We start from the raw sequence: 24,112 nt of genomic DNA on the forward strand, positions 1-24,112 counted from the left end.
TAAAATATTCATGAAAACAGACTACAAATCGTACTTCTTATCGAAATAATTTTTTAATATTCCGATTTGAATTAAAACCATAAAAGGAACTATTAAAAGCGCATATAAAATATTCTTAGAGAAATGTAATCCAGAAAATAGAGCAGAACACTTATCCGAATAGATTTTAGGTGTCCCTAAAGAAACAATATCGCTTGAATCAAAAATAGAATAAATCGATAAAGCTATCAAACCTAAACCTATGAAAACCCAAGTAGATTTGGAAATTAAAGGTTTATAAACTTTAATTTTACTTTTTTCAGCAACTAAAACCTGATTCATTATTCGTGAAGTAAAGTCAACAGATGGGGAAACTAAAAAACTTTCGCTCATCATTTTATCAACAAGATCTTCTGTATATTTATCAATCTCTTTCATAGTATTCTAATCTTTCTAATTGCAATTTATCTTTAAGAATAATTGTTAACTTTTGCCGACTTCTAAATAATTTTACTTTAGCATTATTAGCCGTAATATTCATTATTTTCGCTATTTCTTCTAAATTTTGATCATCAAAATAAAAGAGAGTTAACAGAAAGTTATCTTCTTTTGGCAATAAATTCAAACAATCTTGAATGGTTTGTTTTCGCTCTTTATCCTCTAAAACACTCAAAGCATTACTCATTGTTTTAATTAAATCTATCGAAAATTCATCTATTGAAATATTATTTTCCTCTTTTTTACTTTTCTTCAAACGGTCTAAACAAGTATTGTATGCAATTTTATAAATCCATGTAGAAAACTTAGAATCTCCCTTAAACTTTTTCAAAGAAGTATAAATTTTGATAAAGGTATCTTGAGCTACTTCTTCAGCTTCTTCGTTGTTTTTAACCATTTTTAATGCCAATGAAAAAACCATGTCTTTATAACGATCGACCAAAACAGCAAATTCATTTGCTTGCCCTTTTAGAATTAAATCGATATAATGCTGATCATTAAAAGTACCCATATCCCAATAAGACGACAATTAGATCATCAAGGTTACAATTAATTCAAAATTTCAACCCAAAAAGTAAAATCCTTGTATTTTTCTAATAAAACATTAAACCAAACTTTTATTTATATAAAGAATAAAAATCCTATTATTAAGGAAGATTGCAATTCAACAATAATGCAAAATATTGCTTGTGTGATTTATGTGTTGTTTTTTTTTATAATTGTAGTAACTTGAATTTCAAAATTACATTTTTTTTTAAAAGTTGTAACCCAAGTTAAGATAGTGTCGTCATATGGAATATCAATCATTTAAAACATATTATTATGATAGCAGAAATTTTAGTACCCATAAGTTTTTTTCTAATGATATTCGGGATTATATATCTCTTATATTCTACTAGAAACAGAGAACGTTTAGCTCTTATAGAAAAAGGAATAGACGCCAGTATTTTTTTTAAAGGACAACAAAATAGCCTCTCGACTTGGAAGATTTTTACAATAAACCTAGCCTTCTTATTAATAGGAAGTGGCATCGGAATTTTTATTGCTTTACTAATTACAACTTACACCTCGTTAAATGACAATGCCGTTTATCCTTCAATTATTTTTATCATGGCTGGAGCGGGTTTACTTGCAGGATTTCATAACGCCAAAAATTTAGACAAAGAATAAATTTAGCAAGAATTGACAAAAAAAACGTATCAAAACATCTTTTTGATACGTTTTTTTATTCCTTAGAAGCGGTGTTTTCATAAAAAGAATCAACAGAAAGTTTCGCCTGCATAGAAGCCATTACCGCCAACTCATCACATCTTTCATTTTGCGGATGGTTGTTATGACCTTTTATCCATTTAAAATCAACTATATGCTTTCGGTAAATTATTAGAAAACGTTTCCACAAATCTGAATTTTTCCGATCTGCAAACTTTTTTTTCTCCCAACCTAAAACCCATTTTTTAACTACAGAATCGACCACATATTTAGAATCTGAAATCACCAATACTCTTGTATTAGGATTTTTAAGTTTTTCAAGACCTACAATAACGGCCAACAATTCCATTCTATTATTAGTAGTCAAACGGAATCCTTCATAGAATTCTTTTTTATAAGGCTTACCAACCCATTCCATTACCACACCGTAACCGCCATTGCCAGGATTGCCTTTTGCAGCGCCATCAGTATATATATGTACGTCGTATTCCATATCATTTATTAGACTTTAAAGCCTTTGAATTACTATTGCTTTTTTTGACGATCTATTAAAATGAATATACTTTAAAATTCAATCAAAATTCTTTAAATTATTCATTTAACAAACCCAAAATAACCTCAGGAAAATATTTTTGCTCCAGTACATGAATTTTAGAAGCCACGTCCTCAGCTGTATCTTCTTCTGTTACAAGCACTTTTTGTTGAAAAACAATAGCACCTTCATCATAATTTTCATTAACGTAATGAATCGTGATACCCGTTTCTTTTTCCTTATTTTCTACTATTGCTTTATGTATGTGCATTCCATACATTCCTTTCCCACCATACTTAGGTAATAAAGCTGGATGAATATTTACAACCTTATTAGGATAGACTTTAATTATATTTTCAGGGAATTTCAATAAAAAACCAGCCAAAACGATCCAATCCGGTTTAATTACATTTATTTTTTGTAGTACTTCACCGTCATTTAGGTCTTCTTTTGAGAAAATCTGAACAGCCACTTCGTAGTTTTTTGCTCTTTGAATTACACCCGCATTTGGATTATTTGTAAAAACAGCAACAACATTTGCAATTTCTCTTTTTGCAAAATATTGAATGATATTCTCAGCATTAGTCCCCGATCCAGAGGCAAAAACAACAATTTTTTTCATATAAATAGTCTCTTTTAAAAGCACAAAAAAACGCATAAAATTTCAAAAAAAATAGCAATGCCTCTGCTTTGTTAAAATAAATTTTATACATTAGTAGTCACATTTATTAACTTAATGGTTGTTTTCAAATAAAGTTTTTTATTTTTGCCAACAAATTAAATTCTAAAATTAAAGATTATGTCAGACATTGCATCAAGAGTAAAAGCGATTATCGTAGACAAATTAGGTGTTGACGAAAACGAAGTTGTAACAGAAGCAAGCTTCACTAATGATTTAGGAGCTGACTCATTAGACACTGTAGAGCTTATTATGGAATTCGAAAAAGAATTTGATATTCAAATTCCAGACGATCAAGCAGAAAACATTGCTACTGTAGGTCAAGCAATCTCTTACATCGAGGAAGCTAAAAAATAATAAGTTCACACCCGGTCCTTAGAAATTCTGTTTCTAAATCCGGGTGTTATTATTTTTTTTAAAAAATTAAATTGGAGATTGAAGTTCAATCAAAAATATATTTATTGTAATACCCATGGCTCTTTTGTAATTTAGTACAGTAAAGAATGCATGGGTTTTATTTTTTTAAAGATAACAAAAATAAAGAATTTATGGTATTAAGACGAGTTGTAGTAACAGGTTTAGGCGCTCTTACACCTATAGGAAATAACATTGAAGAATATTGGAATGGGCTTATTACAGGCGTAAGCGGAGCTGCACCTATAACTTATTTTGACGCTTCAAAGTTTAAAACTCAGTTTGCTTGTGAATTGAAAAATTTCAATGCTGAAGATTTTTTAGATAGAAAAGAAGCAAGGAAGATGGACCGATATGCACAATATGCAATGGTAACATCCGAAGAAGCTGTGGCTGATGCTAATTTCAATTTTGAAAAACTAGACAAAGACAGAGTTGGAGTTATTTGGGGTTCAGGAATTGGCGGATTAGAGACCTTTCAAATCGAAATGCTTAACTATGCTGCTGGCGATGGAACACCAAAATTTAATCCTTTCTTTATACCAAAAATGATTTCGGATATTGCAGGTGGTCACATTTCTATAAAATACGGGTTTAGAGGTCCAAACTTCACAACTGTTTCAGCTTGTGCTTCTTCAACTAATGCCATTATTGATGCTTTTAATTATATTAGATTAGGACACGCTGACGTTATGGTTACCGGTGGATCTGAAGCTGCAGTTACCATTGCAGGAATGGGTGGTTTTAATGCCATGCATGCCTTATCAACACGAAATGATGATCCAAAAACTGCTTCAAGACCAATGGATAAAGACCGTGACGGCTTTATTTTAGGAGAAGGTGCTGGAGCATTAATACTGGAAGAATACGAACATGCTATCGCTCGTGGCGCAAAAATTTATTGCGAAATAGGTGGTGGCGGAATGTCTGCAGATGCCTATCACATTACTGCACCACATCCAGAAGGACTTGGCGCTAAAAATGTAATGCTAAACTGTTTGAGAGATGCTGGATTACAACCAAGCGATGTTGATGGTGTAAATATGCACGGAACATCAACTCCACTTGGTGATTTAGCCGAATCAAAAGCGATATTACACGTTTTTGGAGAACATGCTTATACAATGAACTTGAATTCGACAAAATCTATGACTGGCCATTTACTTGGAGCAGCAGGAGCTGTCGAAACTATATCATCAATTCTATCATTAAAGCACGGAATTGTCCCTCCTACTATCAATCATTTCACTGATGATGAAAACATAGATTCTAAACTTAACTTTACATTCAACAAAGCTCAAAAAAGAGACATGAAGGTTGTAATGAGTAATACTTTTGGTTTTGGAGGTCATAATGCTTGTGTATTAGTAAAAAAATTAGAAATCTAATTATATATGCGTATAATCAGAAAAATATTTTCAAAATCCCGTTCTCTTGAAGACGGGATTTTTTTTGATTCTATTCAGAAAATTCTCGGTTTTGCACCATTAAATCTTGACAATTACAAAAAAGCATTTACACATCGTTCAGCTAATAGACTTGACAGCGCAGGAAATCCTATAAATTATGAAAGATTAGAATTTCTAGGAGACGCAATGCTTAGTTCTGTTATTGCTGCCTATTTATTCGATAAATCACCTTTGGGCGATGAAGGATATCTCACCAAAATGCGTTCAAAAATTGTAAGTAGAGAACACCTCAATGAACTAGGTAAGGATTTAAATTTAGTACATTATATAGAGAGCAAAGTTCCTATACAGCATTTTGGAGAAAACGTGCATGGAAATATTTTTGAATCTCTCGTAGGTGCAATTTATTTAGATAGAGGATATGAATACTGTGAAAAATTTATACAAAAAAGAGTTGTTGCACCTTATGTAGACATCACTCGATTAGAAGGAAAAGTGATTAGCTACAAAAGCTTAGTTATAGAATGGTGTCAAAAAGAAAAAAAAATATTTCATTATGATATTTTTGAAGATAATGGCATTGACGGACAACGACTATTTGGAGTAAAACTTAGCATTGACGATAAAGTAATTGCAAAAGCAAGAGCAACTTCTAAAAAGAAAGCAGAAGAGAAAGCATCGCAACGCGCCTATTTTGCATTTCAAGAAAAAATGGATCGAAAATAATCTTAAAATTACTAAAACTACAACGTTATCGTTCATAAATTAACGAAAACATCTTATTGCAAGACCTAAACTCATCATTAGAAATGGTATATTTACATCATTATATTTTAATGCAATGGGGATTCAAAAACTAGATCTTGGAGAATTTGATGAAATTGATTATTATTTAATTGCTATACACACTTTATTAGAAGACTATCGTTTAGCATATTTTATTAATCAAAAACTACCTATCAATTTAAGTAAAAGTGAAGAAGACATTCAAATTAATATAAAGGAAGGAGAAATAAATTTTTCTAGATTTTATTATAATGACGATGACAGTAACTTTACTTGGAATTTAATTCAAAATAAAAATGAGGTTATCCAACACAAAGAAGGAAATACTCAAAATTTATTTTCAAATGTAACCATGGAAGTGGCTACAAAAGCCTATTTACTTCCGGAATTAAAAAAGGTAGATTATTTTTTAAAAATAGAAAATAATGAAGGACCTCTTGACCTCTCTAACATACAACTTTTGTTAAATACCATAGACAATGTATCTACTATTTTCATTGTCGACAAGAAACAAATAAAATCTAAAAACAATTTAATTTTTTAATAAAATGCTCACAAACAAAAAAACTAAGATTGTAGCCACATTAGGACCTGCATGTAGCACAAGAGAAATCATAAAAGATATGATCGACTCTGGTGTAAATGTATTCCGAGTGAATTTTTCGCATGCTGACTACAATGATGTAAAGGAAAAAATAAGCCTTATACGAGGTCTAAATGAAGAGTTTGGATACACAACAGCTATCCTTGGTGACTTGCAAGGCCCAAAACTTCGCGTTGGAGTTATGGAAGAAGGTGTTGTAGTGCATGATGGCGATTTAATTACATTTACAACTGCTGAAGACATACTGGGAACTGCCAAAAAAGTTTTCATGAAATATAAAAACTTTCCAAACGATGTAAATCCTGGCGAAAGAATACTACTTGACGATGGTAAACTTATCTTTGAAATTGTAGAAACAGATAAAATATCTGAAGTCGTAGCCCGAGTAATTCAAGGCGGAGAGTTAAAATCTAAAAAAGGAGTAAACTTACCAAATACAAAAATATCACTTCCGGCAATGACCGAAAAAGATATTGCTGATGCTATTTTTGCAATTGAACAACACGTAGACTGGATTGCATTATCATTCGTAAAAACTCCGGAAGATTTACAAGATTTGCAGGAATTAATCGCTAAACATTCAGATTACAAAATTCCAATTATTGCAAAAATTGAAATGCCAGAAGCATTAGAAAACATTGATAAAATTGTTGCCTACTGTGATGGTTTAATGGTAGCGCGTGGTGATCTAGGTGTTGAACTGCCTGCACACGAAGTTCCTTTGGTACAAAAAGAATTAATACGCAGAGCAAAAACCGCTAGAATACCTGTAATTGTTGCAACTCAGATGATGGAAACAATGATTACAAGCCTAACACCTACACGTGCTGAGGTAAATGACGTAGCCAACTCGGTTATGGATGGTGCTGATGCTGTAATGTTATCAGGAGAAACTGCAACAGGAAACTATCCCGTTCAGGTAATTCAAAAAATGACACAAATCATTCAAGCAGTAGAAGATTCTCCCTTAATTCACGTACCGCAAAACACACCACAAATTAAAACAAAACGTTTCATTACAAAAACAATTTGTCATCACGCTGCAACTATGGCTAATGCAATTCAGGCAAAAGCGATTTGTACGCTTACTAATAGTGGTTACACTGCATTTCAAATTTCGGCTTGGCGACCTAATGCTCACATCTTAGTTTTTACCTCTAATAAACGCATTCTAACTCAACTTAATTTATTGTGGGGAGTACGTTCGTTCTTATATGAAAAAACAGTAAGTACTGATGATACCGTAACTGACATTAATGAAATCGTAAAAGCAAAAGGATTTGTAGAAAAAGGAGATTTTCTTATTAATCTAGCAGCGATGCCTATTAAAGATAAAGGAATGGTAAATACCTTAAGAGTTTCTGAAATAGAATAATAGGCTTTCCTATAAAAGAATATTAAGACCGTTTTGTAGCAATTACAAAACGGTTTTTTATTTATACAAAATGGTATTTCTTTCTAAAAATATTAAGAATAATTATAGAGTCTTAAACAAAATAAAATTTATATTTGACCAACAATAAATAAAAGCAATTATGAGTTTCAATTCTAAAAATCCATTTTTAAATAACAAAACTTTTTCAACTGCCGTTTCAAGAAAAGAGGAAGTGCATCAAGCAACAATTATTGACTACAACCAGGAGATGACTCTTTCGGGAACAATTAATAAAAGTATAATTTTATTTTTACTACTCACAGCAGCTGCCATGATTACGTGGTGGATGGCTTTTAACGGAATGAATCCTATGGCGCCAACAATAGGAGGAGCAATAATTGGATTAATCTTAGTGGTAATCGCTGCCTTTAAACCACAATACTCTGCTTACCTAGCACCCGGTTATGCCGTATTTGAAGGATTATTTATAGGTGGGATTTCGGCAATATTTGAAGCAAAATATTCAGGAATTGTAGCGCAAGCAGTTGGAGCAACATTTGTCACTTTTATGGTTTGCTTAGTATTATACAAATACAAAATTGTAAAAGTTACAGAGCAATTTAAATCTGTTGTTATTGCAGCTACTTTGGCAATAGCAACCTATTATTTAATATCATGGCTATTTTCTATGTTTACTAGCTTTATACCGGCACATTATGGAAGTTCAATGATGAGCATTGGAATTAGCGTTTTTGTAATCATAATTGCTGCTTTAAATCTATTTTTAGATTTTGACAGAATAGAAAAAGGAGCCGAACAAAAAATGCCTAAGTACATGGAGTGGTATGGAGCAATGGGACTAATGATAACTTTGGTTTGGTTATATATAGAGTTTTTAAGATTGTTATCTAAACTTAATAGCAGAAACTAATCATATCTATAAGGCTTAAAAAAGAAAACCTTTCCAAATCGGAAAGGTTTTCTTTTTTAAGCTGCTTTCTCAAAAGCAATATAATGACTAAGTTCTCCCTTAGTATTAAACACTGGAAAACCTTTTATCAAACAAACATAAGTTTCACCATTTTTCTTATAGTTAATTAATGTTTTCTCAAAAGGCTCCAATTGCAATACTGCGTTTCTAATTTCATTTGAGGTAATTGCATTAGTGGCCTCACCTTGAAACATTCTAGGGCTATTACCAATAACTTCTTCTGGATTGTATCCATTCATGGCCTTAATTCCATGAGAGGCAAAAACAATTTTTAATGTAGCATCCGTAACAATAACGACTTCTTCTTTAAGACTATTTTTTAAATCCCATTTATTTTCAGCCCATTTATTTTGAGAAGCCATCAAAGTCAATTTATTAAAATCTACAAAGAAATTTTTAACTTCATCCAAAAAATTATTATGAAAATCCCAACAATAAATTGGAGTGGATTTGTTTTTTAAAGTACCGTGATACAATGCAACTGCCTCTTCATAATGTCTAAAATCATTCATAATATGTGTATTTATAAATCAAATGTAATTTTATTTATAAACATAAAATAGTAATTTAATAATTTTAACCCTTGTTGAAGGATCTAAAAATCAAATTTCAACTGAACAACGACAAACTGTTTTTGCTCTGTATTCAAATTACTAATAGATATACCTAATAAACGAACAGAGTTTTTCATTCTTTCTTGATATAAAAGTTCACTCACAATTTCAAGAATTAAAGCTTTATCTGAAACAAAATAGGGCAAAGTTTTACTTCTGGTTTGTTGTGTAAAATCACTATATTTTATTTTAAGGGTAATTGTTTTGCCTGCAACCTGGTGTTTTTTTAATCTTTTTTCTAATGTCTGTGCAATACTTTCCAGCTTCTCTATCATAAAAATTTCGGAAGAAAGATTGATATCAAAAGTATTTTCGGCAGCAACTGATTTAGTAATCCGATTAGACTTTACTTCACTGTTATGAATACCTCTTACTACATTGTAGTAGAAACTTCCAGATTTACCAAAGTTTTTTTCAAGAAATTCTAAAGACTTATCCTTTAAATCTAAACCAGTAAAAATTCCAAGTTGATACATTTTCTCAGTAGTAACTTTACCAACACCATGAAATTTTCGAATAGGAAGTACTTCTAAAAACGAAACTACTTCGTCAGGATTTACTGTTTTTTGACCATTCGGTTTATTGTAATCACTAGCAATTTTAGCAACAAACTTATTAACAGAAACTCCCGCAGATGCTGTTAAGCCAACGGTATCAAAAATGCGTTTTCTAATTTCTTGAGCTAATAAAGTTGCACTAGGATTTCCTTTTTTATTTACAGTTACATCAAGATACGCTTCATCTAGTGACAAAGGCTCTACTAAATCTGTAAACTCATGAAAAATTTTTTGAATCTGACTTGAAATCTCTTTATAACGTTCAAAACGTGGAGTAACAAAAATTAGATCGGGACAATTCTTCTTTGCCAACGCACCGCTTATAGCACTACGTACGCCAAACTTCCTTGCTTCATAACTTGCCGCAGCAACAACACCTCGATTTTCTGATCCACCTACAGCAATGGGTTTACCACGTAATAAAGGATTGTCCATTTGCTCTACCGAAGCATAAAACGCATCCATATCAACATGTATAATTTTTCTATTTGGGATTAAATCCTGCATTATAAACCAATTCAGTAATCATCATTAATTTATTATAAGTCTCTCAATAAATTATAAATTTATGTGCTTATCCACTTTTAATTTATGAGCTTTCTTTTCTGTTGGAAAAAAGAAACTTAATGGTTTTGATTTGAAATGATTCCAAATAGAAATCGTTACAAATCGAAGTTCAAACAAGGATATGGCTCGAGAACGAAAAGCAAGTCCTAAAGAAAGACTAAAGCTTACTATAAAATTGACTAAACCAATAATTCCTATTCCAAAAATACCCCAAAACAACATCGAAGTGCTTACTTTATAATTAGCACCATACAAAGCCAACGCCAAATTACCACTACCGAAAGTAATGTGGCGAACATCTAAATTCAATCCTAAAAATAAACCAATAGATGCTGTACTTCCCATGAATACGCCAAACCAAAAATTAGAGATTATACCCGCCCATCTTTTTTCATAGAGTTTAGCAAGTTTAACGGTTCTTATTTTTCCAAAATTTCTTTTCAAAAAAGGATGTTCTGTAATCCTAAAATATACTTGATTGTGTTTGTCTCTATTAGCAACACTTCCTGATATAATACCCGATAAAAATAAAAACATACCTGCTATTGCAGCATGAAAAATTGCCAAAGAATGAATTGGGCTCAAATCAATAAGTAAGGATTCCCATTTTGTTGCCGCTATATTATAATGCAAAAAATAATCGATTAACCAAATTCCCAATAGCGAAACTGGAAAAGCCATAATAACATTCCCAACAAAAGCAATGAATTGTGATCGAAACACTCGAGCAAAAAGAACAGCAAACGCTTTGTGTTTCTGTGCTCCTTTCCCTTCTTGACCAACACCTTCTTCTAACGCTCTAATCAAAGCAGAAGCAGTCATAGCGGGCTGTTTTGTTGCCAATGTATAACCTAATAAATAGATGGTAATAAAACCAAACGCGTAGTTCATGCTATATAAAAAGGCATGACCAAAAAAACTAGTATCTACCTTAGATAGAAGTACTTTTATCACACATAAAATACCTACTATAAAACCACCTCCTAAAGCCGTTTTGAACATCTTAAAATATTCAGCACGGTTTTCTGTTATGTAATGTTCTCCTGTTTTTGCGGTATGTTGCGTAATCTCGTAAGAAATCAATTGAGTACTTTCTGCTATAAACTTACGGACATTATTTTTGTAACAATTGTATTTGACTAACTGTAAGGCTAATGCTATACCATTATTCTTTTTATCCTTCTCAGTATCGACTGTCAATAAAGAAATTAAAAAATTAAGACGAACCAATTGCTGTCTAATTTTTAATAAATTTTGATTTACTCGAAGGGAAATTCCGTACTTAGAACTGTTATGAAAAGCTTTTTCAACAAAGCCTTCACACTGTTTTTGAAGCACTAATAATTGAGAAAAAGACAAGTCATCTGAGGTTATATAATGTTTATCCGAAGTTCTAATTCGTTCCTCAATTAAATACAACTCCTTTTCAAATGCAGAAAAAGGACTTTCTAAATCATCAAATTCAGGAACCATCTTAATAACATCAGTCTCCATGGCACGACCACTTATTCGTTGTATGAGTAAGTGTTCCGCAATTAATAGTTCTGACAACGCAGAGTTAGATTCCATACTATCATAGATAGAATTGAACTTTAAAAGATCATAAAGTTCTGCCAATTGGTTTAGTGGAATTCTATTGATCCAGATACCATCATTAGCTAAATAAAAAACCTGATTTAGAACATATTCTAACGTATCTTTTTGAGGTTGATAGGGCAAAAACTTAGCGAAAATTCTCTTCTTTACTTCAAAAATAAAATCTACATCTTGCAGTATAGCTGCATCTGAAAGGATTTTATTAAATTTTCTGTCTTTTAAAATTTCCTTTAAATATATAGAAAGTTGTTTTCGACAAGAATAATTTTGTTTTAAAAAAGAAATTATCTCTTGCAAATCGACCGACTGTACTTTTTTTATTTTCAATGGTCTAATTAATCGAATAAGTTCGACTAATGGCTCTAATACATCATTTGTATCGCGCCAAGATTGTGCTTCACCGAAAAATTCAGTTAGGAGACCTGCGGCAGTTGATTTTGGTTTTTCTTTGAAAAATAACTTCATTATTGGAATTCAATTTTTGTAAAAATACAAATCAGCGAAAGAATTTACGATAAGTTATTCATAAAAAATTGATAAGTAAAGGTGAATTAATTCTGGAATCAAGAATATTAATGTAATAAAGCACTTTTTACTTCAACTTCTAAACAGATTCAAAAAAAACTACACCTAAAAGTTTTTATAAATTCTATTTTCAAATAATTTCAATTAAAACCTACCATAATGAAACTTTAAAATATTTAATACCTTTGCTAAGTGATTATAAATACCAAAAAACAAATATTCTAATAAATTGAGAAGAATACTTGATTAAAAGAAATAACAAAAAATCCCTCTTCTTTTAACAGTTTTGCAAAAAATTAAAACATAGGAGAAGAAATAACACCGATAAAAATGATTGAAATAGAAAGAAAGTTTTTAGTCAAAAATAATTCTTTTAAAGAGGTTTCTTTTAAACAAAATCATATTGCCCAAGGCTATCTAAGTTCAGTTCCTGATCGTACAGTTCGAGTTAGAATAAAAGGCAACAAAGGTTTCTTAACAATTAAAGGCGCTTCTAATGAATCTGGGTTGTCACGATTTGAATGGGAGAAAGAAATCCCCATTCAGGAAGCCACAAAACTTTTAGATCTATGCGAGAAAGGTGTAATTGACAAAACTCGTTATGAAGTAAAAATGGGAGAACATCTATATGAAATTGATGTATTTCACGGGAACAATGAAGGCTTAATTATAGCTGAAATTGAACTTCAATCAGAGAATGATGTTTTTGAAAAACCAAATTGGCTTGGCGCTGAAGTTACGGGTGATATTAAGTATTATAATGCTTATCTAAGTAAAAATCCCTTTTCAGAATGGAATCATTAGTCTACCATCACTTCAATCGTAACAAGCATTCCTCCGCTGCCTTTATTAGAAGCAATTTCCATAAAAGCCCGTTTTGACAAATCGATCTCTCTTGATTTTACAAACGGACCTCTATCGGTAACTTCTACAACAACTGATTTTCCATTAACTTCGTTGGTTACTCTTACTTTTGTACCAAAAGGAAGTTTTTTATGTGCTGCGGTGTATTTATTGTTATCAAATCTACTCCCGCTAGATGTTTTTTTTCCAGTAAACTTATCCGCATAATAAGAAGCGTGAGCTTGCTTCTTATAAGGTTTAAAAACTTCTAAAACAGCAACTAAAGAATCAATTTTTTTTTCTTGAATTTCTATAACAACTTTAGCCTTCTTAATAGAATCTTTTGTAACTGGTACTTTTTGTTTATTAATAACAGAGCTTTGCCCGCTAACCAAGGTAATTGTTGCCAACAAAAAAAATAAAGTAATTGATTTTTTCATGTATATTTTATTAGTTAAACCTATCAAACAAAAACTATACCTAGATAAAAAAGCTCTATTTCTAGAGCTTTTTTAATAGTTTTATTAGAACCACATAGACCAAGGAATTCTACTTAAAATAAGCAACAAACCTAAAGTATAAAAAATAGAAAAAGTTTTAAATTTTGATTCAGAAGTTGCCAGTTTTTTATGTTTAGACCAACCTATTGTAATTAGAGTAATCGCAATTATATTAATTAACGGATGTTCTACTGCGGTCAATCTATAATCTGCGTTTTTCATTACTTCACCAACGCCCATTTCAAAAAGTTTAAATCCTCTTTGAGATACAAAATACAAGATTAAACCCACTAATAATTGTGTATGCGTTCCTATCAATGCAAAAATAGCAATCTTTCTATCTTTGGCAGTAAATTCTTTTTTTGAAAATAAACCAATTAAGGAATTTGCCACTGCAATTACTAATAATAAGAGCGCTAAATAAGCCCAACCGGAATGAAATTTTTGAATAAAATTGTACATAAATTAAGTTTTTGTTTAAAACAAATATAGGAAAAAAAGACATAAAAAAAACGGCATTTCACTGATAAAGTGAATGCCGTTTTTTAAATAATTAACTTTTAATTAAAAATTATAACGCAAACTAAAGTTCCATGTTCTTCCGAAACCGAAGTAAACATTATTAGCAGTAGCTACACCATTATAAGTTCTTCCTGAAGACGCATAAGTTGGTCCAGAAGAACCAGAAATAAAGTCATCAGCAAATATGTTACTTTTTGATTCAGCAATGTAAATTTTATCTAAAACGTTATTCACGTTCAATCTAAAACTTACTGAATCATCTTTATCTTTTCCTACTAACATTTTATATGAAAAACCAGCATCCATTAAACCATAAGCAGGTATTTTTAATGATCCTTTATTCGTAGCAGATTCAAAATTCCCAGGAGAAATTGAAGCATAAACATTCTCATTATAGTTGTAATTAGCATCAACAGTAACTCTAGTAACCACTTCGTATGAAGCACCAACTGAAGCTGTTAATTGTGCTGCATCACCCACTTTTACTTTGTCTAAATATAAAGTTTTAGCAGTTCCACCAGCAACAGGATTGTTAGCAATATCATATCTATTACTTACACTATTCCCTTTATATCTCCAATCTCCAATAGATAACATACCGTTAACTTTGAATTTATCATTAAGTTTTGAATTAGCTTCTAGCTCAATACCAGAGTGAATTTCAGTAATTCCAGTAAAATCAAAATACCCTCCAACATTATCAGCTGCTCCATCAGTACTTCTTTGGTATCTATCAGCCCACTTTGTATTGTAAACATTTACATTAATATTCACAATACTTGAACGGAAACCATATCCAGCTTCAAATCCGGTAATTTTTTCATTCACTAAATTTCCATTTAGTTTTGATTTATTATTTGGATAAACAGCATTAAAAAATGGTTGTTTAGAATAATATCCAGCGTTAACAAAAACATTATGACTTTCGTTGATATTGTAATTTGCTCCCCCTTTTACGTTTCCACCTAAAATATTTTCGAAATCCGTTTCTCTTAAGTTATAATCAGGATTAGGAGTTGTTGTATTTTGTTTGAATTCAGGATATAAAAAACGATCTACTCTCTTAAATCCTTGTTGAGAAACTGCAGCTTGAACAAAAGCAGTTAATTTATCTGATGAATATTCTAATTGTGTAAAAGCTCCCAACCAGTTTACTTTTCCATCTTGGTCAAATCCAATTTTTTCATTAACACTAGAAGCAGCGAATGGATTTAAAGAAGGGCTTAAAGAATAAGTTTCTGTAAGTTTTCTTCCTGGACTTGCAATATTCAAATTGGTATTATCAACAAAAACATCACCACCTAACAAATTATTCAAATCTTGATAATGTATTCCTTTATAAGTTCTAGCATCAATACCAAAATCTAAAGTTAAAGCATCAGTTAATTTTTTATTCAAACTTACAATACCACCATACCAGTTGTGTGAATTGAAAGAAGAGATCATTGAAATTCCATTAGTTGTATTGGTTGCATTACCTGTAGAGGCAACATTTTGAAATTGCCCCGCTACCTTAGCTCTAGTAACAGTTGCTCCATTAATTACTACTGGCTGACCTGAATTATAAGCTTTGATTTTTTCAAAATCTACAGTTCCATTAGCGGTTCTAAATGCGTCATTTAAATAATTCAAACCTCTAATTCCACCAGTACCAGCTGAACCAGCTCCACGTCCCCAAGAACCATAAATAACTGTAGACAATTTAGTTGTCTCATTAATTTTCCAATCCCAATTGATAGAACCTACTGGCTTGTGATAATAGTTTCTTTTCATAGAAAACTCTTGACCACCTAAAGTACCCCAATCCGAGTTGTATCTTGTATTAGGTTCTCCATTAGTTCCATATTTCAAGTAAGTTGCTAGAGAAACAAAAGTACTTCTTTGGTTATGCCATTGTGGAGCACCTGTAAAAGTAAATTGAATATCATGTTTGTCATTTGGTTTATAACCAAAAGCTATAAAATAATTTTGTCCTTCAAATTTTGTTCCATCAACATAACCGTCTCCTTGAGTAGCACTCAATAAAACAGAAGCTGACAATCCATTTTCCATTACTCCCGTATTGTAAGAACCTTGGATTTTTAAATAATTTGCATTACCAAATGAAGAAGCAAAAGAACCACCTTCTTTTAAATCAGATGTTTTTGTAACTACATTTATAGTACCTCCTACAGAAGCAATAGCTAATTTAGAAGCTCCTAAACCTCTTTGAACCTGCATTGCAGAGGTAACATCAGACAATCCTGCCCAGTTACTCCAGTATACAGAACTATTCTCCATATCATTAACTGGCATACCATTTACCATTACCGCAATGTTTTTTTGATCAAAACCACGAATGTTGATTCTAGAATCTCCAAAACCACCACCTGATTTAGTTACATATACTGAAGGAGTATTTTTTAATATTTCAGGAAATTCTTGTGTTCCTAATTTTTCTTGTATTTCAGCAGCTTTAATTGTTGAAACAGCAACTGGCGTTTTTCTTGCCTTAGCAACATCAATTACACCGCTTTTTACTACTATTTCACTTAATTCATTAGAATTAGATTTTAAAACTATTGTCCCTAAATTAACAGTAGCTCCAGATCCTACTGAAAATCGAACTGATTTAGTTTCATAACCTAAAAAGGAAATAACTAATTCTCCAGAACTTGCTGTAGTATTAATAGAAAATTTCCCGTCAAAACCTGTTGAAGTTCCTGTTGCCAAACCTTTTACAGCAACATTAGCCCCAGGCAAAGTACCTTCACCATCAGTAATTACTCCTGTAACTTTCCCCTGAGAAAAGGCTGTAGTAACTACTAAAAGTAACAATCCTGACATTAACCAATTTTTAATTGTCTTCATTTTTTTTAGTTTAATAATATTTGGCAAAAATATAACATTTTTTGTTTAAAAAGTTAACATAAGGTTAAGAATGAGGCTTTTTTTTGGGTTAAAAATTCAAAAAAAAATATTTAATATCAATTATATATTAAAAAGATTACAATTTTAAATTAGTCATTCTTTTTTAGTTAATCATGTGCGAAATAACGAGAGAAAAAAATTAATCAAAAAACGTTACAAATCACTTAGTTCTTAAAAAAAAGGAATTTAAAGAACTTATAATACTAATTTAAGTGTAAAAGTCATAAAAAAAAGAGAAATCAAAATGAAAGCATTATTCATTGATAGCTGAATTATATACCCAACTTTAAAAAAAATTACTACTTCTTTAAATTCAGCCTCATTTACTAACACAGCTAATAATTGAATAGTATAGTTATGGATTCTTTTTATTGAAAATTAAATAAAATGTTATTCCAATTTAAATGGAATTTACACTCTCTGCTTGCAGTCAAACGAAATGATTGTTATTGTGAAGATTGTTCAATAATAAAAAAAGAGCTTTCACTTTAATAGAAGTAATTCGATTAACGAGCTTTTCATCTCTAAATACATTTCAGTGTTATTTTGAAAAAAAATAAATACAGAAATTATATTTGATGACAAACACCAATAGAGTTATATCAAGGTAGAATAAAAATTATTTGAACGAAAGCTAATCAAAAAGACTCTGAAATTAATTTAAAAAAGCATTCTGTATAGCATTATAAATTAGCTATACTATCTAATTCAAATTTAAGAGGTTTTATTTTTTCGAGAAAACGCGCTTTATTATTACCCGTCATCGGTTCACCGGTAGGAAGTTTTAACCGTAATGCATCAACTTGAACCCCATTTTTCCAAAAACGATAGCATACATGTGGCCCTGTGGCAAGACCTGTACTACCCACTAAACCGATAACTTGTCCTTGAGAAACACGCTGTCCGCGTTTTACTAAAATTTTTGACATGTGCAGGTATTGTGTAGAATAAGTACCATTGTGTTTCACTTTTACAAAGTTACCATTCCCGGCAGTAAAACCACTTTGCTCCACAACTCCAGCTGCAGTGGTAGTTATAGGTGTACCTCTTGGAGCAGCGTAATCCGTTCCTTTATGCGCTTTCCATGTATGCTGAACGGGATGAAAACGATTTGATGAAAATCTAGAAGATATTCTACTAAATTTTATAGGCGATTTAAGAAAAAAATTCTTGAGTGTTTTACCTTGTTCATCATAATAATCAATCTTATCAGAATTGGGATTTTGAGCAAAAGGAAATGCATAAATTATTTTTCCTCTATATTCAAAAAAGGAAGCTTCCATTTCTTCTACTCCATCATAAATGGTGTCATTTATAAATCGTTCTGTAAACGTAATTGCAAAACGATCTCCTTTTTTAAGCTTCATAAAATCGATTGAATAGGCGTATATTTTAGCAATTTTTCCTGCTAAAGCACCCTCAATTTTAGCATTCCCAAGAGTTTCAGATAAAGATTCCTTTAAAACACCACCAATTGTTCTTCTCTTAATTGTAACTGGTTTTATTTTCTTGTAAGCAACTACAGCAGTATCGCGAAAATCGATTACATAATAAGTCAATGCATCAGGTTGGTAAATAAAAACCTGAAGATTGTGTTTTTTATTTTTAGAACGAAGCAAAGTATAAGGCTTATTAAACCGTATTGACTGTACATTAAGAGTGTCTTTTATGGCAGCAATAATATCATAAACTCTTCGATCTCCGATATTTTGATTTTCAATAATATTTCCAAAAGTATCTCCTTTTTTTATTGTGTCATGAACAACATTAAAATCGGCATAAACAAAACCAAAATCCACTTTTTTAGGAACTGGTCTCACTATTTTTTCTGTTGCCACTTCCTTTGTTTTATCACATGAAACCAAAGAAAACAACACTATTATAATTATCAATATTTTTTTCAAACCTATTTTTTTTTCAGTCTACATTTCCACTCCCCAATTTTCTAATTCATGACTACTCCATAATTCAGGAAAAAAAATTCTTCTCTGATACTTTGGATGCATGTATTTTTTCCAATCACTTCCTCCTGTTGCCTCACCATCACCTTTTCCGCTATTATCAATATATTTTTTTGCCGTATTCAAATGTTGCATCACCCAAGTAATATTTACAGTATGATCATAATGACGCATTGCTGCAATTAGAGCCGGATCATTTTGATCTACTTCTGGCAATTGTTTAAATTTTTGCCAAATATTAATGGTATTGTATTCTTCCATATGATTTAGGAAGCTTTTTTTATATTTTTTTTCAAACTCATCTAACAAGTATGACTTTTTACCCGTGTGATAATCTTTTCCTGCTGCTTGCCAATACAAATGTTCGAAAGCAAACTCATAACTAGTAGTTCTATCAATAGAAGCTCTAAAGCGATGATCAATAAGATTTATAAGATCCGTAGAAGAAAATTCAATCAATCTATATTGTGCACTTTGAAAACCACTTGCAGGCGTCAAGGTATTTCTAAACTTCATGTATTGCTTTACTTCCATACCGTCAGCCATTATACTAAAAGAGGTTGTTAGCATATCAAAATATCGTGTGATACGCAACAACCGCTCTGTAAAGAAGTCCGTTTTAATATTTTCACAATAAGAGATTTGTTGCATCTCCCAAAGTATCATTTTAAAAATCAATTCATTAACCTGATGGTACATAATAAAAACCATCTCATCAGGAAGCGTTGTTCTTTGAGTTTGAAGATTTAATAAAGCATCCGTTTGTATGTAATCCCAATAAGTAATAGGTTTAGACCAAAGCAGTCCCTCAAGTTGGGTCTCTGTTTTTTGATTTATAGCTTGGTACTTTAGGTCTATTTGTTTTAATAAATCTTCTGAATTCTCGTTAACGCTCATTCTTATTTTGTTTTAAAAGGATACTTCAAACCTTTATACTCTTCAATATCTGCCTTGATTGATCCTACTGCTAAACTAGCTTTTATCCTAAGTGGAATTTTATTGTTATCATCTGAAATCCAAACCGTAAGACTCTCTTGTTCCTTAAAAACTCGTCCCGATTGCACTAAAGGTCTAAAAACCATGCATGACATAACGCCAAATTTAGTGGTTATATTTTCTCGTCCAATAAATTTTAGCTTAAATTTTGTAGTTTCATCATCGAAAAACATATCAATGGCAATTGCTTCGTTTATTTTTAACTTATCAATATTAGGATGATTCCTTAAATAATAAAAAGTAGATAAGATATCTTGAGTGTTTTTTGGAATCATTAAGGTTTTTTCAGACTTGTGCTTGTAATCCTTTACAAGAACTTTATTCGTTGATTGATTAAAAAAGCCTTCTTGATTTTTGGTATATCCACCTTCATTAATATTCCTTACATATTGATATGGATTCCCTGTTTCTTTATCAATGTAACTTTCGTAAACATCATCTACTTTAAAGAAAAAACGAGACATTCCAGTTGTGTAGCCTTTACCTACAACATGAAACGATTTTTTGTTATTTACTGTAGCATCTTTAACCTCTAAAGTTGCATAACCAGCATTTACTATACCGTAATGGATTCTAAATTTAAAATATTCACCTACGCCGTAAGCATCCTCTTGAGGAGAATCAAAACTTACTGTAGTTATAAGAATTAAGAGTAAAATTAATTTTTTCATTTTTTTTGTATGTCGGATTAATAACCCTATAACTGCAAATTTTGTTCCAAATATATCAAAACAAAAAAACTCAGTCAAATAATGACTGAGTTTTTATGCTATTAACTAACCAAAAAACTATAAATTATGAAATTTATATCAAATTAGGAAGGAAACCACCCCTTCCAGTTTTGCGAGTGCAAAGGTAGTTAACAAACCTAAATATTATCAGTTAAAAATATACTTTAACACTATATATGCAAAAAAACATACCGTTCATCGATTAAAATTTCACATAATATAAAAATAACGTGTTTCTATAGCGTTCCACGCAATTCCTGTTCTCTCTCAATTGACTCAAAAAGTGCTTTAAAGTTACCCGCACCAAAACCTTTAGCTCCCATTCTTTGAATGATCTCAAAAAACAAAGTTGGTCGATCTTGGACTGGTTTGGTGAAAATTTGTAATAAATAGCCTTCTTCATCAGCATCAACCATGATCGCTAATTTTTCGATTTCATTTAAATCCTCTTTCATCATTTTCATGTGATCACCCAAGCGCTCTGGAATAGCTTGATAATAAGTATGAGGAGGAGCAGATAGGAATTCTATACCTCTCGCTTTTAGTTGAGACACCGTTTTAATAATATCATCTGTTGCTATGGCGATGTGCTGAATTCCAGGTCCACCGTAAAAATCAAGATATTCTTCGATTTGTGATTTCTTCTTTCCTTCTGCAGGTTCGTTAATTGGAAACTTTATTCTTCCGTTACCATTAGACATTACTTTACTCATCAACGCAGAATATTCCGTATTAATTTGTTTGTCATCAAAAGAAAGGAAATTAACAAATCCCATGACATCTTCATAAAACTTTACCCAAGTATTCATTTCATTCCACCCAACATTACCCACCATGTGGTCAATATATTTTAATCCTGTTGGCTCTGGGTTGTAATCTGACTTCCATTCTTTGTAACCTGGCAAGAAGATACCTTTATAATTCTTACGTTCTACAAAAATATGAACCGTTTCTCCGTAAGTATAAATCCCTGAACGAACTACTTCTCCAAATTCATCTTTCTCTACAGTTGGCTCCATAAAAGAACGAGCTCCACGCTTCATTGTCTCTTCATAAGCACTTGTAGCATCTTCAACCCACAAAGCAGCAACTTTTACTCCGTCACCATGTTTTCTTAAATGATCATTTATTGGAGAGTTTTCATTTAAAGGCGTTGTCAAAACGATACGAATTTTATCTTGTTTTAACACATAAGAAGTTCTGTCTTTTACCCCCGTTTCTAATCCAGCATAAGCTAATGATTGGTAACCAAAAGCAGTTTTGTAATAATGTGCTGATTGTTTCGCATTTCCTACATAAAACTCTACGTAATCTGTTCCTAATAATGGAAGAAAATCTTGAGCTCCTTCAAATATTTTCTCTAGTCCGTATTCTACTGATTTTAATTCTTTTGACATATTTTCTTTTAATTAGATAATTGGTCAATTAGAAAATTAGATGATACTCACATATACCAATTTTCTAATTATTCAATTTTGTTGTTGCTATTATTTTATTTAATATTCGTATAATTTCTGATAAATCCTTCAAAAGCATTTCACAATCAGGATAAGCTTTATGAGCATGGCATAAAAACAACCAATATTCTGTTTCGTACGCCTCTTTAATCGCTATTTTTAACTTATGTATAAAATCAGCTTTGCTTTCGGCATTTTGCGATTCTTTTGAATTCGCCCCTATTGAAGTTCCACTTTTAAGTAATTGATTAGCAATTACAAACTTCTTTGTTTCTTGTAATGCTTCTGTGTAATCAATTATTCTCAAAGCGAAATCAAATGTTTTAACCAGAAGGGCATTACCTTTATATTTTTCGTTGAAAGTCATGTTTTTTAAGATAGATAATTAGTCAATACCGATAGTTAGTCAATTATTATAAACAGAATATTTAGTACACTCGATTATTAATTATCTAATTTTCACGTTACCTAATTATCTAATTTTTCTTATTCTACCCAAGATTTGTAATACTGTCCATCATCTATTCCCATGGCTTCTTCAGTAACCATCAAGGGTCTAAAAGTATCTACCATTACCGCTAATTCTTGTGTTTCTTTATGCCCAATACTACGTTCCATTGCTCCAGGCGCTGGTCCGTGAGGTATTCCTTTTGGATGCAATGTTATATGACCTTGTTCGATATTATTACGAGACATAAAATCGCCATCTACATAATAAAGAACCTCGTCACTATCAATATTACTATGATTGTAAGGTGCCGGAATTGATTTAGGATGATAATCGTACAACCTTGGCACGAAGGAACAAACGACGAAAGTCGAAGTTTCGAAAGTTTGATGAACTGGTGGTGGTTGGTGAACTCTTCCTGTTATAGGTTCAAAATTATGAATACTAAAACCGTAAGGAAAATTATAACCATCCCATCCTATCACGTCAAAAGGGTGTGTTGCATAAACCACCTCATGCATCATACCCTCTTTCTTTATTTTGATCAGAAAATCTCCTTTTTCATCATGTGTTTCTAATTCTGTTGGCAAAATAAAATCACGTTCACAAAAAGGGGAATGTTCTAAATGCTGACCTGATTCATTTTTATAGCGTTTTGGTGTATAAAAAGGAGCGAAAGATTCGACATAAAAAAGTCTATTTTCTTCGGTTTCAAAATCAATTTGATAAATCATACCTCGAGGAATAATTAGATAATCACCATATTCAAAAGGAATATTTCCCATCATGGTACGTAATTTTCCTTTTCCCTTATGAATGAAAATCATTTCATCAGCATCGGCATTTTTATAGAAATAATCACGCAGTGATTTTCTTGGAGCTGCTAATCCTATGGTACAATCTTTATTAAGCAACATAGCCTTTCGACTGTCTAAAAAATCGTCTTCAGGTTTTAGTTCAAAACCTTTTAATAATAAAGATTTTATGTTTTTTCCGATAGCAATTTTAGGTTCTACAGAATACGATTTTACAATCTCTTTAATTTGAGTAGGTCTGTGCACATGATACAACAAAGAAGCATGTCCGTTAAAACCCTCCGTTCCAAAAAGCTGCTCGTAATATAGACCACCATTTGGTTTTTCAAATTGCGTGTGTCTTTTTTGGGGAAAGCTCCCCAATTTGTGGTATATAGGCATGATTATTTGAGATTAGAAAATTTATCAATTCTTAAATTCGATCAATTAATAAGGAGACATGAGCAAGAATAGTGTTCGTAGAAAATTTTAGAATTCTCTAATGTGCCTTCTTATTTAAATAAAATATTATTCAGGATTTCTTTTGATAAGAAATTGCAGATATCCCAATAAACCGTTCCAAGTTGTTTTCATAATAACAAATATCGGAATTTT

24 protein-coding genes are annotated in these 24,112 nt (G+C 31.4%); 8 read left to right on the forward strand and 16 right to left on the reverse strand.

Annotation, left to right across the window (positions count from 1 at the left end; all coding sequences use genetic code 11):
• Positions 1-21: 21 nt before the first annotated feature.
• Together J3S90_RS04005 and J3S90_RS04010 are read right to left on the reverse strand one after the other, a co-directional pair.
• Positions 22-417, reverse strand: a complete 396-nt coding sequence (locus tag J3S90_RS04005) for a hypothetical protein (protein WP_210644897.1) — start codon at positions 415-417, stop codon at positions 22-24.
• Positions 404-988 carry an RNA polymerase sigma factor gene (locus J3S90_RS04010; RefSeq protein WP_210644899.1) on the reverse strand — a complete coding sequence of 195 codons (585 nt, stop codon included), beginning with the start codon at positions 986-988 and terminating at the stop codon, positions 404-406. The genes J3S90_RS04005 and J3S90_RS04010 overlap by 14 nt, the downstream gene beginning before the upstream one ends.
• A 311-nt stretch (positions 989-1,299) precedes the next feature.
• On the opposite strand from J3S90_RS04010, the gene J3S90_RS04015 reads away from it, so the two are divergent.
• On the forward strand, positions 1,300-1,647 hold the full coding sequence (locus J3S90_RS04015) for a DUF6249 domain-containing protein (protein ID WP_188049082.1): 348 nt from the start codon (positions 1,300-1,302) through the stop codon (positions 1,645-1,647).
• Positions 1,648-1,702: 55 nt separating this feature from the next.
• Here J3S90_RS04015 and rnhA read toward each other — a convergent pair whose 3' ends face one another.
• On the reverse strand, positions 1,703-2,179 hold the full coding sequence (gene rnhA, locus J3S90_RS04020) for a ribonuclease HI (RefSeq protein ID WP_210644902.1): 477 nt from the start codon (positions 2,177-2,179) through the stop codon (positions 1,703-1,705).
• 97 nt (positions 2,180-2,276) lie between these two features.
• A complete protein-coding gene (gene purN / locus J3S90_RS04025; protein WP_210644904.1) occupies positions 2,277-2,840 on the reverse strand; it encodes a phosphoribosylglycinamide formyltransferase in 564 nt (187 codons plus the stop codon).
• 177 nt (positions 2,841-3,017) lie between these two features.
• On the opposite strand from purN, the gene J3S90_RS04030 reads away from it, so the two are divergent.
• From J3S90_RS04030 to J3S90_RS04055, 6 genes are all read left to right on the forward strand, one after another.
• Positions 3,018-3,254, forward strand: coding sequence for an acyl carrier protein (locus J3S90_RS04030; RefSeq protein ID WP_007137004.1), 237 nt, complete (start codon positions 3,018-3,020; stop codon positions 3,252-3,254).
• Between the two features lie 191 nt (positions 3,255-3,445).
• Entirely contained in the window at positions 3,446-4,699 is a 1,254-nt protein-coding gene (gene fabF / locus J3S90_RS04035; RefSeq protein ID WP_210644906.1) for a beta-ketoacyl-ACP synthase II, read from the forward strand.
• A gap of 6 nt (positions 4,700-4,705) precedes the next feature.
• Entirely contained in the window at positions 4,706-5,446 is a 741-nt protein-coding gene (gene rnc, locus J3S90_RS04040) for a ribonuclease III (protein WP_210644908.1), read from the forward strand.
• A gap of 115 nt (positions 5,447-5,561) precedes the next feature.
• Positions 5,562-6,050 (forward strand): IPExxxVDY family protein, encoded by a 489-nt coding sequence (locus J3S90_RS04045; RefSeq protein WP_210644910.1) that lies wholly within the window; start codon positions 5,562-5,564, stop codon positions 6,048-6,050.
• Positions 6,051-6,054: 4 nt separating this feature from the next.
• The gene (gene pyk / locus J3S90_RS04050) at positions 6,055-7,485 is read left to right on the forward strand and encodes a pyruvate kinase (protein ID WP_188049088.1); all 1,431 of its coding nucleotides are present in this window, start codon (positions 6,055-6,057) and stop codon (positions 7,483-7,485) included.
• A gap of 160 nt (positions 7,486-7,645) precedes the next feature.
• Positions 7,646-8,416, forward strand: a complete 771-nt coding sequence (locus tag J3S90_RS04055; protein ID WP_210644912.1) for a Bax inhibitor-1/YccA family protein — start codon at positions 7,646-7,648, stop codon at positions 8,414-8,416.
• A 56-nt stretch (positions 8,417-8,472) separates the two neighbouring features.
• Here J3S90_RS04055 and J3S90_RS04060 read toward each other — a convergent pair whose 3' ends face one another.
• From J3S90_RS04060 to J3S90_RS04070, 3 genes are all read right to left on the reverse strand, one after another.
• Positions 8,473-8,988, reverse strand: a complete 516-nt coding sequence (locus J3S90_RS04060) for a PAS domain-containing protein (RefSeq protein WP_188049090.1) — start codon at positions 8,986-8,988, stop codon at positions 8,473-8,475.
• A gap of 83 nt (positions 8,989-9,071) precedes the next feature.
• A complete protein-coding gene (dinB, locus tag J3S90_RS04065) occupies positions 9,072-10,154 on the reverse strand; it encodes a DNA polymerase IV (RefSeq protein WP_188049091.1) in 1,083 nt (360 codons plus the stop codon).
• A gap of 51 nt (positions 10,155-10,205) precedes the next feature.
• Positions 10,206-12,275 carry a recombinase gene (locus J3S90_RS04070; protein WP_188049092.1) on the reverse strand — a complete coding sequence of 690 codons (2,070 nt, stop codon included), beginning with the start codon at positions 12,273-12,275 and terminating at the stop codon, positions 10,206-10,208.
• Positions 12,276-12,665: 390 nt separating this feature from the next.
• On the opposite strand from J3S90_RS04070, the gene J3S90_RS04075 reads away from it, so the two are divergent.
• On the forward strand, positions 12,666-13,139 hold the full coding sequence (locus J3S90_RS04075; protein WP_210644913.1) for a CYTH domain-containing protein: 474 nt from the start codon (positions 12,666-12,668) through the stop codon (positions 13,137-13,139).
• Here J3S90_RS04075 and J3S90_RS04080 read toward each other — a convergent pair.
• From J3S90_RS04080 to J3S90_RS04120, 9 genes are all read right to left on the reverse strand, one after another.
• Positions 13,136-13,618, reverse strand: a complete 483-nt coding sequence (locus tag J3S90_RS04080; protein ID WP_188049094.1) for a septal ring lytic transglycosylase RlpA family protein — start codon at positions 13,616-13,618, stop codon at positions 13,136-13,138. The genes J3S90_RS04075 and J3S90_RS04080 overlap by 4 nt on opposite strands.
• Before the next feature lie 84 nt (positions 13,619-13,702).
• Complete coding sequence (locus J3S90_RS04085; RefSeq protein ID WP_210644915.1) at positions 13,703-14,140, reverse strand: hypothetical protein; 438 nt, start codon at positions 14,138-14,140, stop codon at positions 13,703-13,705.
• 102 nt (positions 14,141-14,242) lie between these two features.
• Positions 14,243-17,050: a TonB-dependent receptor gene (locus J3S90_RS04090; protein WP_210644918.1), complete on the reverse strand. Its 2,808-nt coding sequence runs from the start codon at positions 17,048-17,050 to the stop codon at positions 14,243-14,245.
• 743 nt (positions 17,051-17,793) lie between these two features.
• Positions 17,794-19,014: a M23 family metallopeptidase gene (locus J3S90_RS04095; RefSeq protein WP_210644920.1), complete on the reverse strand. Its 1,221-nt coding sequence runs from the start codon at positions 19,012-19,014 to the stop codon at positions 17,794-17,796.
• Between the two features lie 18 nt (positions 19,015-19,032).
• A complete protein-coding gene (locus J3S90_RS04100; protein ID WP_210644921.1) occupies positions 19,033-19,968 on the reverse strand; it encodes a tryptophan 2,3-dioxygenase family protein in 936 nt (311 codons plus the stop codon).
• A 2-nt stretch (positions 19,969-19,970) separates the two neighbouring features.
• Positions 19,971-20,738 carry a DUF3108 domain-containing protein gene (locus J3S90_RS04105; protein WP_188049099.1) on the reverse strand — a complete coding sequence of 256 codons (768 nt, stop codon included), beginning with the start codon at positions 20,736-20,738 and terminating at the stop codon, positions 19,971-19,973.
• A 296-nt stretch (positions 20,739-21,034) separates the two neighbouring features.
• The gene (gene hppD / locus J3S90_RS04110; protein WP_188049100.1) at positions 21,035-22,195 is read right to left on the reverse strand and encodes a 4-hydroxyphenylpyruvate dioxygenase; all 1,161 of its coding nucleotides are present in this window, start codon (positions 22,193-22,195) and stop codon (positions 21,035-21,037) included.
• A 64-nt stretch (positions 22,196-22,259) separates the two neighbouring features.
• Positions 22,260-22,622 carry a four helix bundle protein gene (locus tag J3S90_RS04115; RefSeq protein WP_210644929.1) on the reverse strand — a complete coding sequence of 121 codons (363 nt, stop codon included), beginning with the start codon at positions 22,620-22,622 and terminating at the stop codon, positions 22,260-22,262.
• A 119-nt stretch (positions 22,623-22,741) separates the two neighbouring features.
• On the reverse strand, positions 22,742-23,899 hold the full coding sequence (locus J3S90_RS04120; protein WP_188049102.1) for a homogentisate 1,2-dioxygenase: 1,158 nt from the start codon (positions 23,897-23,899) through the stop codon (positions 22,742-22,744).
• Positions 23,900-24,112: the final 213 nt, after the last annotated feature.

This window comes from Flavobacterium flabelliforme (assembly GCF_017948675.1).
Taxonomy (GTDB): domain Bacteria; phylum Bacteroidota; class Bacteroidia; order Flavobacteriales; family Flavobacteriaceae; genus Flavobacterium; species Flavobacterium pygoscelis.

Coding starts and splice junctions, on each gene's coding strand:
- J3S90_RS04005 (WP_210644897.1), bottom strand. CDS start 417: ATGAAAGAGATTGATAAATATACAGAAGATCTTGTTGATAAAATGATG.
- J3S90_RS04010 (WP_210644899.1), bottom strand. CDS start 988: ATGGGTACTTTTAATGATCAGCATTATATCGATTTAATTCTAAAAGGG.
- J3S90_RS04015 (WP_188049082.1), top strand. CDS start 1,300: ATGATAGCAGAAATTTTAGTACCCATAAGTTTTTTTCTAATGATATTC.
- rnhA (WP_210644902.1), bottom strand. CDS start 2,179: ATGGAATACGACGTACATATATATACTGATGGCGCTGCAAAAGGCAAT.
- purN (WP_210644904.1), bottom strand. CDS start 2,840: ATGAAAAAAATTGTTGTTTTTGCCTCTGGATCGGGGACTAATGCTGAG.
- J3S90_RS04030 (WP_007137004.1), top strand. CDS start 3,018: ATGTCAGACATTGCATCAAGAGTAAAAGCGATTATCGTAGACAAATTA.
- fabF (WP_210644906.1), top strand. CDS start 3,446: ATGGTATTAAGACGAGTTGTAGTAACAGGTTTAGGCGCTCTTACACCT.
- rnc (WP_210644908.1), top strand. CDS start 4,706: ATGCGTATAATCAGAAAAATATTTTCAAAATCCCGTTCTCTTGAAGAC.
- J3S90_RS04045 (WP_210644910.1), top strand. CDS start 5,562: ATGGGGATTCAAAAACTAGATCTTGGAGAATTTGATGAAATTGATTAT.
- pyk (WP_188049088.1), top strand. CDS start 6,055: ATGCTCACAAACAAAAAAACTAAGATTGTAGCCACATTAGGACCTGCA.
- J3S90_RS04055 (WP_210644912.1), top strand. CDS start 7,646: ATGAGTTTCAATTCTAAAAATCCATTTTTAAATAACAAAACTTTTTCA.
- J3S90_RS04060 (WP_188049090.1), bottom strand. CDS start 8,988: ATGAATGATTTTAGACATTATGAAGAGGCAGTTGCATTGTATCACGGT.
- dinB (WP_188049091.1), bottom strand. CDS start 10,154: ATGCAGGATTTAATCCCAAATAGAAAAATTATACATGTTGATATGGAT.
- J3S90_RS04070 (WP_188049092.1), bottom strand. CDS start 12,275: ATGAAGTTATTTTTCAAAGAAAAACCAAAATCAACTGCCGCAGGTCTC.
- J3S90_RS04075 (WP_210644913.1), top strand. CDS start 12,666: ATGATTGAAATAGAAAGAAAGTTTTTAGTCAAAAATAATTCTTTTAAA.
- J3S90_RS04080 (WP_188049094.1), bottom strand. CDS start 13,618: ATGAAAAAATCAATTACTTTATTTTTTTTGTTGGCAACAATTACCTTG.
- J3S90_RS04085 (WP_210644915.1), bottom strand. CDS start 14,140: ATGTACAATTTTATTCAAAAATTTCATTCCGGTTGGGCTTATTTAGCG.
- J3S90_RS04090 (WP_210644918.1), bottom strand. CDS start 17,050: ATGAAGACAATTAAAAATTGGTTAATGTCAGGATTGTTACTTTTAGTA.
- J3S90_RS04100 (WP_210644921.1), bottom strand. CDS start 19,968: ATGAGCGTTAACGAGAATTCAGAAGATTTATTAAAACAAATAGACCTA.
- J3S90_RS04105 (WP_188049099.1), bottom strand. CDS start 20,738: ATGAAAAAATTAATTTTACTCTTAATTCTTATAACTACAGTAAGTTTT.
- hppD (WP_188049100.1), bottom strand. CDS start 22,195: ATGTCAAAAGAATTAAAATCAGTAGAATACGGACTAGAGAAAATATTT.
- J3S90_RS04115 (WP_210644929.1), bottom strand. CDS start 22,622: ATGACTTTCAACGAAAAATATAAAGGTAATGCCCTTCTGGTTAAAACA.
- J3S90_RS04120 (WP_188049102.1), bottom strand. CDS start 23,899: ATGCCTATATACCACAAATTGGGGAGCTTTCCCCAAAAAAGACACACG.